Here is a 13,978-nt window from a genome sequence, read left to right as displayed (position 1 = left end):
CGCGCGACGGAGACGAGCTCCTCGAGGTTCTCGACCCGCCCTTCGTCCTGCGGGTCGGCGCTGGCGCGAAGCTCCGCCAGGTACCCCGACTTGTCGAGGACCGCTTCCAGGACGTCACCCGCGCTGTCCTCGGTCATCGCGGCCAGCTCGTCGTACATCTCGACGAACCCCTTGATCGCGTTGACCGATCGCGGCACCAGGTCGTAGATCTCGTCGACCCGGTGCATCGCATCGGCGAAGGTGGTCCGCTCGCGCTCGGCAAAGCTCTCGATCGACGCCTCGGCGCGATCGCCGATGCCGCGCTTGGGCACGTTGATGATCCGCCGCAACGACACGGTGTCGTTGGGATTCACGATCGCCCGCAGATAAGCGAGCGCGTCGCGTACCTCGCGCCGCTCGTAGAACCGGACTCCCCCGACGACTTTGTACGGCAGGCCGACCCGGATGAACACCTCTTCGAAGACCCGGCTCTGCGCGTTGGTCCGGTAGAAGACCGCGACGTCGCACGCGCGCACGCCGTGCTCGTCGTGCAGCCGGTCGATCTCACGGGCGACGTACGCCGCCTCGTCGTGCTCGTTGTCCGCGACGTAGCCGGCGATCTTCTCCCCGGCGCCCTGGTCGGACCACAGCCGCTTCGGCTTGCGATTGGGGTTCTTCGAGATCACCGCGTTGGCCGCGGTCAGGATCGTCTGCGTCGATCGGTAGTTCTGCTCCAGCAGGATCACCGAGGCGTTCGGGTAGTCCTCCTCGAACTGCAGGATGTTGCGGATGGTGGCGCCGCGGAAGGCATAGACCGACTGGTCGGCGTCACCGACGACGCACAGCTCCGCTGCGTCCTCGCCGCCGCCGACGAGCTCGCGAACGAGGACGTACTGCGCGTGGTTGGTGTCCTGGTACTCGTCGACGAGCACGTGGCGGAACCGGCGGCGGTAGTGCTCGGCGACGTCGGGGAAGAGCTGGAGCAATGACACCGAGGTCATGATCAGGTCGTCGAAGTCGAGCGCGTTGGCCCGGCGCAGCCGGTCCTGGTAGCGCTCGTAGGCCTCCGCGACCGTCCGCTCGATGTGGTTGGTGGCGCGCGCCTTCGCGTCCTCGAAGTCGATCAGCTCGTTTTTGAGGTTGCTGACCTGCGCGGCGATCGAGCGGGCGGGGAACCGCTTCGGGTCGAGGTCGAGATCACGGACGACGGTGGTCATCAGCCGGCGCGAGTCGTCCTGGTCGTAGATCGAGAAGCTGCTCGTGTAGCCGAGCCGGCTGCCCTCGGCACGCATGATGCGAACGCACGCCGAGTGGAACGTCGACACCCACATCGCTTTGGCGCGGGGCCCGACGAGGTTGGCCACCCGCTCCTTCATCTCACCGGCGGCCTTGTTGGTGAAGGTGATCGCGAGCACCTGCCCCGGCTGCACGTGCCGCTCACCGAGCAACCAGGCGATGCGGTGGGTGAGCACCCGCGTCTTGCCGGAGCCGGCTCCGGCCACGATCAGCAGGGGGCCGCCCTCGTGTACGACGGCCTTGCGTTGCTCGGGGTTGAGCCCGTCGAGGAAGGTCTCCGGATCGAATCGCGGTCGCGACGGGCGCTCGGGCTCGCGGTCCGGCTCGGGGAGGGCGTCGTCGTCGAACAGCGTGGTCATCGGCCCGTCGAGGGTATGTCCGCCGCGCAGTTTCATCGGCCCGCCGTTCCTGTCGTAGGCGGCTCATATTATCGAACGCATGTTCGACACCGTGGTTGCGGCGGAGTCGCCGGAGCCCCCCGACGACGGGGCGACCGCGGACTGGCCGGTGTTGATGGCCGAGCAGATCGGCGCCTGCGGGGAGGCGTTGAACCTGCTCGCCGGCGCAGACCCGCAAGGCTTGTCCGAGTCCGCTCGGGTGTCCGCGCTCGCGCAGCTCGCGGCGATCGCCGCGCACGCCGAGTCGGTGCGCCTGCGCTACACCGCGGCCGTCGCCGGACCGCTTCCCGCAGATCCGCGCGAGGACTGGGGCAAGCACGAGGTCGCCGTGGCGTCCCGCCTCAGCATCTATTCGGCGGACCGCCAGGTCGCCTTCGCCCGAGACCTCGCGGGACGGCTGTCCGCCACTCATGCGGCGATGACCGTCGGGCAGATCACTCTTGCGCAGGCGTTGGCCCTCAGCGAGGGCGTCGCGCATCTCGACGACGAGGTTGCGCAGCAGATCGAGGCGAACCTGCTGCGCTACGCCTACCGCCAGGACCTGACCTTGTTCAAGGCGAGCCTGCGGCGCTGGCTCGCCCGTCTCGACCCGCAGTTCACGTCTCGGGCAACGACCGCCCGACGGGAAGCGATTGCCGACCATCGTGACCTCGGTGACGGGGTGGGCGAGCTGTACCTGCGCGGTCCGCTGGAGATGACGGCGCTCGTCGACACCGCGCTGAACGCCTGTGCCGGGGCGGCGAAGTCGGCGCAGGGCGGGACGAGCGCGACGCGCAAGCTCGCCGGTCTCGCCGAATGGGCGACCCGCTATCTCACCTCTCCGGACGCGCCGCGCCGCCACGGCCGGGCGATCGTGCTCGACGTCTGCGTCGACGCCCCGACGCTGTTCGGCCTGGCGCGCCATCCGGCGGAGATCCCGGGCTACGGCTTCATCCCGGCCGCAGCCGCGATCCAGCTGCTCGCCGACGGCTCGCCGCTGCGCCGGCTCGTCATCGATCCGGCCGACGGTCACCTGCTGCACTACGGCCGAACGACGTACGTCGTGCCGCCACCGCTCGCCGACCATCTCATCGCGCTGCACCGCACCAGCGCTGCGCCGTACTCGTCGGTGCCGGCTGGCGGCTGCGACATGGACCACCTCCGGCCCTACGACGACGGCGGTACGACCGACCCGTGGAACGTCACCCCGCTCGAGCGGAGATGGCATCGGGGCAAGACCCACGCGGGCTGGACGTACCGCAAGGATCCCGACGGCTCGGTCACCTGGACCAGCCCGGCCGGCCAGACGCTCCGCATCGACCCGCACGACTACCGCCTCGGGCCGTAGCCGCGCGCCACGTGGGAATGTCATCACCGTGCCCGGCAAGCGCCCTTACCTCGCATTGATGGGTGCCTGCCTGTTCCTCATCGTCATGGCGTGGAGCTGGGTGTGGCTGGTCTCGACGACGGCGGCGATCGTGATGTCAGCGGTCGCCTTGGCGATTCCACCAGTCGCTGCGATCGTCGCGAACGGCGGTCGCGAGTCGGCTCACGACTGGGACGACAGCGCGGACTAGCCTCGCCGACGTGGTGATGGACGACAGCGAGATCGAGCGGGTGCTCTGCGTCATGGCGCATCCCGACGACGTGGACTTCGGGCTGGCCGGCACGGTCGCGGCGTGGACCGACGCCGGCATCGCCGTCACGTACTGCATGATCACCAGCGGTGATGCGGGCGGGTTCGACCCGTCGGTGCCGCGCGCGGAGATCGCCGGCATCCGGGAGAGCGAGCAGCGCGCGGCCGCCGCGGAGGTCGGCGTCAGCGATCTTCGCTTCCTCGGCTATCCCGACGGCCGACTCGAGGTCTCCCTCGACCTGCGCCGCGACATCTCCCGGGTGATCCGCGAGGTACGCCCGCAGCGAGTCGTCACCCAGTCACCCGAACGCAACTGGGAACGGATCTACGGCAGCCACCCCGACCACCTCGCCGCGGGCGAGGCGACCATGTGCGCGGTCTACCCGGACTCGCGCAACCCGTTCACGTTCGCCGACTCGATCGGCGAGCTCGAGGCGTGGACGGTCCAGGAGGTCTGGGTGACCGCGGGGCCGCGACAGAACCACTACGTGGACATCACCAAGCAGTTCGAGCGAAAGAAGGCGGCGCTGCTGCGCCACGCCAGCCAGATCTCCGACCCTGAACAGCTGCACCTGCTGCTGCACAACTGGAACGGCGGCAACGCGATCGCGGCCGGATTGCCCGACAGCTCCTACGCGGAGGCGTTCTGGGTGATGAGCGTCACCTGAGGACTACTGCTCGACTGGCTACAGCTCCAGCAGCATCCGGGTGTTGCCGAGGGTGTTCGGCTTGACCCGCTCCAGGTCGAGGAACTCGGCGACGCCCTCGTCGTAGGAGCGCAGCAGCTCTTCGTACACCTCTGGCTCGACCGGCGCCCCTTCGATGACCTGGAACCCGTGCGAGGCGAAGAACTCGACTTCGAAGGTCAGGCAGTAGATGCGCTGTACGCCGAGGTTGCGGGCGCGGGCGATCAGCGCCTCGAGCAAATGGTGGCCGATGCCCGCGCGCTGACAGGCGGGATCGACCGCGACGGTGCGGACCTCCGCAAGGTCGGCCCACAGGACGTGCAGCGCACCACAGCCGACCACCTCCCCGTCGACCTCGGCGACGACGAACTCCTGGACGTCCTCGTAGAGGGTGACGGTGGGCTTGTCGAGCAGGATGCGCTTCGGTGCGTAGAAGTCCAGGAACCGCCGGATGGCGGCGACGTCGGCGGTGCGCGCGCCACGGACCGTGACGGTCACAGGCCGGACTCGGCGACGAGTGCCGCCTCGCACTCCTCGACCGCTGCGGCACACTCCGCCGGGCATTTGGCGAGCAAGACGTTGAGCGCCTCGGCGACGGCGTCGCGCTGCTGCGGCGAGAGCTGGTCGATGAACTGCTCGCGCACGCCACGCAGGTGAGTGGGGTACGCCGCCTCCAGCCGGCTGCGCCCGAGCGGGGTCAACACCGCGTAGACGACCCGCGCGTCGCCGCTGCACCGGGTCCGGCACACCAGGCCCTCCCGGGCGAGCTTGTCGACCAGCCGCGTCAGCCCGCTCGGCGTCAGGACGGCGTGGACGGCCAGCTCGCTCATCCGCAGCCGCGACTCCGGCGCCATGGACAGGTGGGCGAGGACCTCGTAGGCCGGCAGCGTCAGACCGTGCTCGGTCTCGAGGTCGGCCTCCAGCCGCCTGATGATTTTGCTGTGGGCCCGGATCAGGGCGTGCCACGCGCTCATCTCCCGCTCGTCGAGCGGGCGGACGCTTGGCCTTGCCATGTCCCGAGGATACGGCCTCCCGTAAGGTAGTTGCAGACGCAATAAAGTTGTCGTAGGGTTTGTTGCAGATGCAAGTAAGTACCCGTCATCTCCCGGAGGCAGCCATGACCACCCAGACGACCGAAGCGACCGCGACCACGCTCAGCGGCGACTACGACTTCGACCCGGCCCACACCCGGATCGGCTTCGCCGCCAAGCACGCGCTCGTCACCACCGTGCGCGGCGCGTTCAAGGAGTTCACCGGCGAGATCCACGTGGACGCCGACGACGTCAGCAAGAGCACCGCGAAGGTCGAGATCCAGACCGCGAGCATCGACACCGGCAACCAGATGCGAGACGACCACGTCCGCAACTCCGACTTCCTCGAGGTCGACACCTACCCGACGATCACGTTCGTCAGCACCAAGGCCGAGCGGGTCGACGACGAGAACTTCAAGCTGACCGGCGACCTCACGGTCAAGGGCGTGACGAAGCCGGTGACGGTCGACCTCGAGCTGACCGGTGCGGCCGACGACCCGTGGGGCAACTTCCGGCTCGGCTTCGAAGGCAAGGCGCAGATCAACCGCAACGACTTCGGGGTCAGCTTCAACATGCCACTCGCTGACGGCATGGTGGTGTCGGACAAGGTGAAGCTCGAGTTCGACATCGCCGCAGTGCGACGCAAGTAGGTCGTCGTGCCACGCTTTGTCGCGTGGCCGAGCTGGTTCTGACGCTTTCCTGTCCCGACAAGCCGGGGATCGTGCATGGCGTCTCGGGGTTCCTTGCCGAGCGCGGTTGCAACATCCTCGACTCCCAGCAGTACGGGAGCCCGCGTACCTCGACGTTCTTCATGCGAGTGCACATCGACTCCCCCGTCGAGCCGTCGTCACTTCGCTTCGACTTCGCCGACGTCGCGGCGCGGTTTGCGATGACGTGGGAGCTGCACGAGCAGGCCGACCGGCCGAACGTCGTGGTGATGGTGTCGCGAGAGGGCCACTGCCTGGCGGACCTGCTCTACCGCTGGCAGAGCGGGTACCTGCCGTGCAACCTCGCGGCGGTCGTGTCGAACCATCGCGACCTGGAGTCGCTGACGACGCCGTACGGCGTACCGTTCCACCACCTGCCGGTCGACAACGACACCCGGCCCGCGCAGGAGAAGCAGATCCTCGCCCTCGTCGACTCGACCGGCGCTGAGCTGGTGGTGCTCGCCCGCTACATGCAGATCCTCAGCGCGGAGCTGTGCGCGGCGCTGCCCGGCCGGATCATCAACATCCATCACTCGTTCCTGCCGAGCTTTCGCGGGGGCCGTCCCTACGAGCAGGCCTACGAACGCGGCGTGAAGCTCATCGGCGCGACCGCCCACTACGTGACCGCGGACCTCGACGAGGGCCCGATCATCGAGCAGGAGATCGCCCGGGTCGGCCACCAGCAGGACCCCGCGTCGCTGGCAGCCACCGGCCGGGACCTCGAATGCGTCGCGCTGGCCCGCGCGGTCCGCTGGCATCTCGAGCACCGGGTGCTGCTCGACGGCAGCCGCACGGTCGTGTTCGCGTGACCGCACAGCCGAGCTGGGAAGCCAGGCGCACCTCGTTCGGTGCCGGAGCGGCGAGCTACGCCGCGGGCCGGCCGGGGTACCCGCGCGAGGTGATCGAGCGCTGCCTGCCGGCGGGCGCTGTCGAGGTGCTCGACCTCGCTGCCGGTACCGGACCACTCACCGCCGGGCTGCTCGAGCTCGGCCTGTCGGTGGTCGCGGTCGAGCCCTCCGACGAGATGCGCGCCTTGATCCCGGCGGGAGCTCGCGCCGTGGCCGGCGCCGCGGAGGAGATCCCGCTGCCGGACGCCAGCGTGGACGCGATCTTCGTCGGCCAGGCGTGGCACTGGTTCGACGTGCCGCGCGCGGTTGCAGAGTGCGCCCGCGTGCTGCGTGCCGGCGGCACGCTGACCCCGATGTGGAACCTGCTCGACGCGTCAGATCCGTTGAGCCTGCGGCTGTCCGATATCGCGATGATCGACCAGTGCAGCGCGCGGATGCTGGACGACCCGAAGCCGCCTTTCACCGCCGGCGACCTGTTCTCGACGCCGCGCCGCACCCTCACGCGCTACCGGCTCGGCTACACCTGGGCGCGCGTGGAGGCGTTCATCAGGTCCACCAGCGTGATGATCCTCGCCGGCGACGAGGAACGTGACCGGGTGCTCGCCGAGGCGCGCGCGGCGATGCCCGACGGGGAGTTCGAGCTGTCCTTCATCTGCGAATCCTGGACGTCCCAGAAAGCGCCGACAGCGACGCAATAGTCTTGCTCTTCGTGCCGAAAACCCGTCGCGTCGTCGTCCTGCTCTCTGCCGCTGCTGTCACCGCAGCACTCGCCGCCGTTCCGGCGGCTGCGCTCGCGGGTGCCGGCGGCGCGCACTATCGGCTGCCGAGCAGCGCCTACCGGGCCGGCGACTACGCCCACGGTCAGGCGATGAGCATCCTGCCGCCGGGTGAGAACGGCTCGGTGACCGGGGCGCAGCTCGCCAACTTCGAGCTGGCCAAGCAGCGCCCGCCGTACAGCCAGAACCAGCTGGCGAAGTACGAGAACCTGCTCTACGGCTACCCGACGCTGACCGATGGCACGCTGGACAAGTACTACGACGACGAGTCGTTCGGGGTGAAGCCCGGCGACGTCATCCGCACCGAGGACCCGAGCAGCGCGCAGTACCCGGCGGGCCAGGTCAAGATCGTGCGCGACGCGAACGACGTGCCGCACATCTACGGCGCGACCGACGAGGCCGCCGCCTTCGGGGCGGGGTACGCCCAGGCCGAGGACCGACTGTTCCTGATGGACGTGCTGCGGCACTACGGCGCCGGCACGCTGAGCGAGTTCATCGGGCCGTCGTGCTCGGACGAGCAGATGGACCACGACGAGCTCCTGCTCGCGCCGTACACCTCTGCCCAGGCCACCGCGCAGGTCGAGGCGTTGCCGCGCGAGTACGGCAAGGAGGGCCAGCTCGCAGAGAACATGCTCGACGCGTACGTCGACGGCGTGAACGCCTGGATCGCGAAGACGCAGACGAACCCGACGCTGCTCGACGCCGACTACGTGGCGGCGGTCGGGCTGCCGCAGAAGTGGACGCCGGGCGACGTAGTCGACGTGGCCGGCCTGATCGGCGGGATCTTCGGCAAGGGCGGCGGCATCGAGGTCGCCAACGCCGCGCTGTACTCCTACCTGCGCCAGCACCTCGGTGCCGCGGCAGGCGCGAAGGCGTTCACCGAGTTCAAGGAACAGAACGACCCGGGTGCGCAGACGACCGTGATCGGCAAGCGCTTCCCGTACGAGATCGTCAACCACCCCAACCCGAAGCTCACCGCGATCCCCGACACGGCCAAGCTGATCGGTGGTCCGACCGACACCACCCCGAACTGCAACCTCACCTCACCCAACCTCACCGCGCTGGCCGGCATCGCGTCGTTGCAGGACACGCCGAACCACATGAGCAACGCGCTGGTGGTGGACGCGAAGGAGACCAAGGCCCACCACCCGATCGCGGTGTTCGGCCCGCAGGTCAGCTACTTCGCACCGCAGATCCTCTCGCAAGAGGAGATCAGCGCTCCCGACTACCACGCCGAAGGCGCGTCGTTCCCTGGGACCGGCCTGGTCGAGCTCGGCCGTGGCGTCGACTACGCCTGGTCGGCGACATCGGCCGGCAGCGACCTGATCGACCAGCGGATCGAGAAGATCTGCTCGCCAGGCGGCGGCAAGCCGTCAGCCACCGGCACGTCGTACGAGTTCGACGGCAAGTGCGTTCCGATGACGGCGGAGGACTTCAGCGAGACCGCCCTCACCAAGCCCGGCGGTCTCGGCGCGCCGGTCACCATCGACCACAAGATCTTCCTGACCCGCCACGGCGTCGTCCAGGGCTGGACGACCGTCGACGGTAAGCCGGTCGCCGTGGTGAACCAGCGCAGCACCTACAACCACGACGTCGACTCGGTCGCCGGCTTCCTGCAGTGGGGCGACCCGAAGCTCACCTACAACGTGAAGTCCTGGGAGCGCGGCGCCGCGAAGATCCAGTACACGTTCAACTGGTTCTACGTCGACGACAAGCACGCGGCGTACTTCGTCAGCGGACGGGACCCGATCCGCGCGAAGGGTGCCGACCCGAACCTGCCGACGTGGGGAACCGGCGACGCCGAGTGGCGGGGCTTCCTGCCCGCGAGCCGGCACGTGCACGAGACCGACCCCAAGCAGGGGTTCTTCGTCAGCTGGAACAACAAGCCGGCGCCTGGCTTCTCCGCCGCCGACGACCAGTACGGGTACGGGCCGACGTACCGGTCGCAGATGCTGGTCGCGCAGCTGAAGAAGCAGATCCGGATCACCCATCACCGGCTCACCCGCGCCGACGTCGTGAAGGCGATGGAGACTGCCGCCAGCCAGGACCTCGACGGGCTGACGGTGCTGCCGCAGCTGCTCGGCTACGAGAAGGGGCAGCAGCTGCCGGCAGGCGTGCGGAAGATGCTCGGCGTTCTCGCGAAGTGGTACGCCGCGGGTGCGCACCGCAAGCGGGCGAACCCGTCCGCCGCGCTCTACCAGGCGCACGCCGCGGTCGCGATCATGGACGAGCTCGAACCGGAGCTGATCGAAGCCGTCTACAACCGGCTGCTCGGCGCCGGCGGGATCGGCGGGCAGGGCAGCACCGGCGGCGCGGTGACGAGCGGGTACAGCATCCTGCCGATGCAGTTCGTCAACACACCCAACAGCGGCGACGCCCACCTCGGCAGCGCGTACGACGGCGGCTGGGAGGGCTACCTGCAGAAGACGCTGCAGCAGCTGCGGGGGCAGCACCCGCTCGACCCGTTCACGTCGGTGATCACGAGCAAGTGGTGCGGCGGCGGCCCGGCGACGTGTGCCGCGGCGATCCGCGCAGCGCTGCTGCACGTGTATCGCACCCTGCGCTCGGAGAACGGGACGGCCGACGTGGCGAGGTGGTCCGTCGACAGCGCGTTGCTGGCCGACCGCAAGGCGACCGGCGACAAGCACGAGTCGATGCCGCAGTACGACGCGATCCACTTCCGTCCGCTCGGCATCGTCGGTCAGCCCTTCCCCGACTGGCAGAACCGCCCGACCTTCCAGCAGGTCGTCCAGTTCCCCGCACATCGGCCCGCTAAGGGCTACCGGTAGGGCTGACCGCGTAGACCTCGAGCTCGTCCGGGACGCCCTTCGCGCGCACCAGCGCGAAGGACCGCTTCTTGCGTCTGGCGACCCGGGCGGGGTCGAGCTCGGCGACCGCTGACTGCGACGCGAGGATCTCCCCGCCGGTCGCCTTCTGGGCGACCCTCGCGGCGATGTTGACGTCGACCCCGAGGTAGTCACCGCCGAGCTTGCGCGGGTTGCCGGTGTGCATGCCGGCGCGCATCCGCGGGCGGTAGCTGCCGACCTTGACCGTCTTCAGGTTGGCATTGGCCTCGACGATCGCTTCGAAGGCGCTCTGCGGGGTCGGGAAGATCGCCATCATCCCGTCGCCGAGCCGTTTGACGACCAGGCCGCCGTACCGCTGCACGGGCGGTTCGATCGCCGCCGCCACCTCACGCAGCAGTCGCAGCGCGTCGTCGTCACCCGCTTCGAGCGCCCAGTCGGAGAACTTCACGAGGTCGGTGAACACGACGGTGACTTCCTGCTCGCCGTAGTCCTCGCCCCTCGCCTCGAGGACGGACTGCCAGACCTGAAGGGCGCCCCTGCCGAGCTCCCGGACCACCCCCGGCCGCTTCTCGGTGAGCTCGGTCCACTGCCGGTTGGCCGTCGCGACGTGTCCGAACCGGGCGGTCGACAGCGGGTCACCGAAGTCCTCATCACCCGGTAGGTACTCACGCAACCGTCGTACGACGGAGAGCAGCACCGGGTTCTTGTCGATGGCCTGCATGCCGCGCATCGGAGCGGATCTGCGCATTCCTTCATGATGCCCGCGATAGATTTGCCCGGTGTCAGAGGCGGTCCATGCTGGGCAGAAACCGCCTCGACGCAGCAGACGCCAGCTGATCCTGGTGCTGACCGCGGTCGTGCTGGTGCTGATCGCCATCGGCTACGCCCTCAACGCGCTCGTCGGCATCGACACCAACCTGCTGTGGTTCCGCTCGATCGGCGACGAGTCGGCGTACACCCGCAGGTTCTGGACGCAGGCGCTGCTGTTCGTGACCTTCGGCGCCCTCATGGCGGCCGCGGTCGGCCACACGCTGGTCGTGGCGGTGCGGCAGCGCCCGGACTTCAACCCGGACCCCACCCGGCAGCGCTGGCGATATCTGTTCAGCCGGCTGGAGCGTCGACTGCGCAAGCTGCTGTTCACCGTGATCGTGGTGGTGCTCGCCGTGCAGGCCGGGTCCGCTGCGGCGAGCGGCTGGCAGACGTGGCTGCTGTGGCGTCACGCGGTCCCGTTCGGCCAGAAGGACCCGCAGTTCCACCGGGACATCTCCTACTTCCTGTTCACCTATCCGCTGCACCGGCTGGTGTTGACGCTGCTGTTCCGGGTGGTCGGCACCGCGATCATCGTGCTGCTCGTGACGGCGTACGCCTATGGCGCGCTGCGGCCACGGGGCAAGGGCCCGAGGCTGTCGCGCGCGTTGCAGATCCATCTGTCGCTGCTGCTCGCGCTCTACCTCGCCCTCAAGGTGTTCGGTTACTGGCTGGACCGGCTCGCGACGGCCACCTCCAATCGCGGCGTCGTGACCGGTCCCTCCTACACCGACGTCCACGCGGTCATCCCGGCCAAGCTGGCGCTGATGGTCGTCGCGGCGATCTGCGCGCTGCTGCTGCTCGCGAACGTCGCCGTGCAGAGCAACAAGCTGCTGGTGACCGCGATTGCCGTGATGGCGGGCTGCGCCTTCGTCGGCGGCATCGCGGTGCCGCGTCTGGTGCAGCAGTTCTGGACCAAGCCGAGCGCGTCGACGGTGGAGACGAAGTACATCGCCCGCAACATCACGGCGACCCGGCAGGCGTTCGGGCTGGCCGGCGACGTCAGTGTCGCGTCGCTGCCGGGGACGACCGCTGCCACGTCGAAGGACCTGCTCGCCGGGCTGGCCGCCAACGACCAGGTCCGGCTGCTCGACCCGAACCGGATGTCGCCGACGTTCACCGTCCAGCAACAGCAACGCGCCTTCTACGGCTTCAAGTCCACTCTCGACGTCGACCACTACCTCGTCGACGGAAAGGACACCGACGTCGAGCTGGCGCTGCGCGAGCTGAACCTGTCGGGGCTGCCGAAGTCACAGCAGACGTGGACCAACCAGCACGTCGTCTACACCCACGGGTACGGCGTCGTGGCGGCGCCGACCGGCGAGGTGAACGACGGCCAGCCCTCCTACACCGCGGGCAACGTCCCGCAGTCCGGGGTGCCCACCGTCACCCGACCGCAGGTGTACTACGGGCAGAGCTCGCCGTCGTACTCGATCGTGGGTGGCACGAAGTCGCGCGAGTTCGACCGGCCGGCGACGAACGGATCGGGCAACGTCACCACCACGCACACCGGTGGCGGCGGTGTGCCGGTCGGCTCGTTCTTCCATCGGCTGCTCTACGCCTGGAAGCTGCGCAGCGCGAGCATCCTGTTCTCCAGCGAGATCAACTCCGATTCGCAGCTGCTCTACAACCGCAACCCGCGGGCGCGAGTCGCAGCGGTGGCGCCCTGGCTCACCCTCGACGGCGACGTCTACCCGGTCGTCGCCGACGGGCAGATCGACTGGGTCGTCGACGGCTACACGACGTCGAACAACTATCCCTACTCCCAACAGGTCAACCTGCGGTCGACGACGCTGACGTCGCTGAACAAGAACGGCGCTTCTGTCATCCAGCCGAACACGTCGGTCAACTACATGCGCAACTCGGTCAAGGCCGTCGTCAACGCCTACACCGGCGCCGTGACGCTCTACGCGTGGAACCAGGACGTGCAGCCCGACCCGGTCCTCGAGACGTGGGAGAAGGCGTTCCCCGGGCTGGTGAAGCCCGAGGACGAGATCCCCGCGGCGCTGCTCCCGCACCTGCGCTACCCGACCGACCTGTTCAGCGTGCAGCGCAGTCTGCTGTCGCGCTACCACGTCACCACCGCCAGCCAGTTCTACAGCGGCAGCGACTTCTGGCAGGTGCCGAACGACCCGACGACCGCAGGCGGCACGAAGCGCACCGCCCTCGGCAAGAAGGTCCCGACCGCTTCCCCGCCGCTGCCGTCGGCGTACTTCACGATGTCGCCCGACGACGTCTCGGCGCCGGTGTACTCGTTGTCCTCGCCGCTCGTCACGCAGAACAAGCGCAACCTCGCCGCCTTCCTTTCCGTCGACGCGCAGGCCGGGTCACCCGACTACGGCCACTTCACGCTGCTCGAGCTGCCGTCGACCTCGATCGTCGACGCGCCGGCGCAGATCCAGAACGACATCGAGTCGACACCGCGGATCGCGAAGGCACTCAGCCTCGAGCGCACCGGCAACTCCAGCGTCGTACTCGGCAACCTGCTCGCCATGCCGCTCGACGGCGAGATCCTCTACATCGAGCCGATCTACACCCAGGCCACCGGCCCGAACGGCTTCCCGATCCTGCGCCACGTGGCCGCCATCTACGGCAACGGCAAGGTCGGCTTCGGGTCGGACCTGACCGAAGCCGTCAGCCAAGCGTTCGCCGCGAATGCCTCGGAGCCGTCGGGGTAGCGAGTCGGTGTGGGTCGCGCCGGGTCAGCTACCAAGTCCGCCGGCCTGCTGGGCTCGTATCGCGCGAAGCGCGACTTCACCAAGACCAGTGAGCCCGCCGGGCAAAAGCGCCGCGCGACGGCGAGGTCTCGCGGGAAGCGCGAGGCCGCGCTCCGGTTCGTCGTCCAGCGTCACCGCGCCCGTCGGCTGCACTACGACTTCCGCCTCGAGGTGGCGGGCGTGCTCGTCAGCTGGGCGGTGCCGAAAGGGCCGACTTTGGACCCGTCGATTCGACGGGCCGCGTTCCACGTCGAGGACCACCCGCTCGAGTACGTCGACTTCGAAGGGGTGATCCCGGCCGGCCAGTACGG

The 13,978-nt window shown here is 68.9% G+C and carries 13 protein-coding genes; 9 read left to right on the top strand and 4 right to left on the bottom strand.

The annotated features are described in order from the left end of the window. Positions 1-1,634: UvrD-helicase domain-containing protein (locus tag VG899_13250; protein ID HWA67321.1), on the bottom strand; the 1,634-nt coding region annotated here is incomplete at its 3' end. Positions 1,635-1,713: 79 nt separating this feature from the next. On the opposite strand from VG899_13250, the gene VG899_13245 reads away from it, so the two are divergent. The 3 genes from VG899_13245 to VG899_13235 are packed head-to-tail and all read left to right on the top strand — an operon-like array spanning position 1,714 to position 3,956. Next, positions 1,714-3,000 carry a DUF222 domain-containing protein gene (locus VG899_13245; GenBank protein ID HWA67320.1) on the top strand — a complete coding sequence of 429 codons (1,287 nt, stop codon included), beginning with the start codon at positions 1,714-1,716 and terminating at the stop codon, positions 2,998-3,000. A 28-nt stretch (positions 3,001-3,028) separates the two neighbouring features. After that, positions 3,029-3,229 (top strand): hypothetical protein, encoded by a 201-nt coding sequence (locus tag VG899_13240; GenBank protein HWA67319.1) that lies wholly within the window; start codon positions 3,029-3,031, stop codon positions 3,227-3,229. A gap of 16 nt (positions 3,230-3,245) precedes the next feature. Continuing rightward, the gene (locus VG899_13235; GenBank protein HWA67318.1) at positions 3,246-3,956 is read left to right on the top strand and encodes a PIG-L deacetylase family protein; all 711 of its coding nucleotides are present in this window, start codon (positions 3,246-3,248) and stop codon (positions 3,954-3,956) included. An 18-nt stretch (positions 3,957-3,974) separates the two neighbouring features. Here VG899_13235 and VG899_13230 read toward each other — a convergent pair whose 3' ends face one another. Both VG899_13230 and VG899_13225 read right to left on the bottom strand, forming a co-directional pair. Further along, positions 3,975-4,472 (bottom strand): amino-acid N-acetyltransferase, encoded by a 498-nt coding sequence (locus tag VG899_13230; protein HWA67317.1) that lies wholly within the window; start codon positions 4,470-4,472, stop codon positions 3,975-3,977. Beyond that, positions 4,469-4,987: a MarR family transcriptional regulator gene (locus tag VG899_13225; protein ID HWA67316.1), complete on the bottom strand. Its 519-nt coding sequence runs from the start codon at positions 4,985-4,987 to the stop codon at positions 4,469-4,471. Before VG899_13225 ends, VG899_13230 begins: the two co-directional genes overlap by 4 nt. 104 nt (positions 4,988-5,091) lie before the next feature. On the opposite strand from VG899_13225, the gene VG899_13220 reads away from it, so the two are divergent. From VG899_13220 to VG899_13205, 4 genes are read left to right on the top strand one after another with little or no spacing between them, the layout of a single operon-like run. Next, the gene (locus tag VG899_13220; protein ID HWA67315.1) at positions 5,092-5,655 is read left to right on the top strand and encodes a YceI family protein; all 564 of its coding nucleotides are present in this window, start codon (positions 5,092-5,094) and stop codon (positions 5,653-5,655) included. A 23-nt stretch (positions 5,656-5,678) separates the two neighbouring features. Continuing rightward, positions 5,679-6,521 carry a formyltetrahydrofolate deformylase gene (gene purU, locus VG899_13215; protein HWA67314.1) on the top strand — a complete coding sequence of 281 codons (843 nt, stop codon included), beginning with the start codon at positions 5,679-5,681 and terminating at the stop codon, positions 6,519-6,521. After that, positions 6,518-7,258 carry a methyltransferase domain-containing protein gene (locus VG899_13210; GenBank protein ID HWA67313.1) on the top strand — a complete coding sequence of 247 codons (741 nt, stop codon included), beginning with the start codon at positions 6,518-6,520 and terminating at the stop codon, positions 7,256-7,258. The genes purU and VG899_13210 overlap by 4 nt, the downstream gene beginning before the upstream one ends. Before the next feature lie 11 nt (positions 7,259-7,269). Then, a complete protein-coding gene (locus tag VG899_13205) occupies positions 7,270-10,125 on the top strand; it encodes a penicillin acylase family protein (protein ID HWA67312.1) in 2,856 nt (951 codons plus the stop codon). On the opposite strand, the gene VG899_13200 is transcribed toward VG899_13205, so the two are convergent. Continuing rightward, on the bottom strand, positions 10,109-10,891 hold the full coding sequence (locus VG899_13200) for an adenylate/guanylate cyclase domain-containing protein (protein ID HWA67311.1): 783 nt from the start codon (positions 10,889-10,891) through the stop codon (positions 10,109-10,111). The two genes, VG899_13205 and VG899_13200, sit on opposite strands and share 17 nt — an antisense overlap. Positions 10,892-10,922: 31 nt before the next feature. Between VG899_13200 and VG899_13195 the strand changes: the two genes are divergently transcribed. After that, a complete protein-coding gene (locus tag VG899_13195) occupies positions 10,923-13,628 on the top strand; it encodes a UPF0182 family protein (protein ID HWA67310.1) in 2,706 nt (901 codons plus the stop codon). Between the two features lie 9 nt (positions 13,629-13,637). Next, the coding region (locus tag VG899_13190) for a DNA polymerase ligase N-terminal domain-containing protein (protein HWA67309.1) at positions 13,638-13,978 on the top strand (341 nt) is incomplete at its 3' end.

This window comes from Mycobacteriales bacterium, assembly GCA_035550055.1.
Lineage (GTDB): Bacteria > Actinomycetota > Actinomycetes > JAFAQI01 > JAFAQI01 > DASZTV01.
Note: the sequence above shows the minus strand (reverse complement) of the source record. Positions and strands in the feature narration are given on the sequence as shown.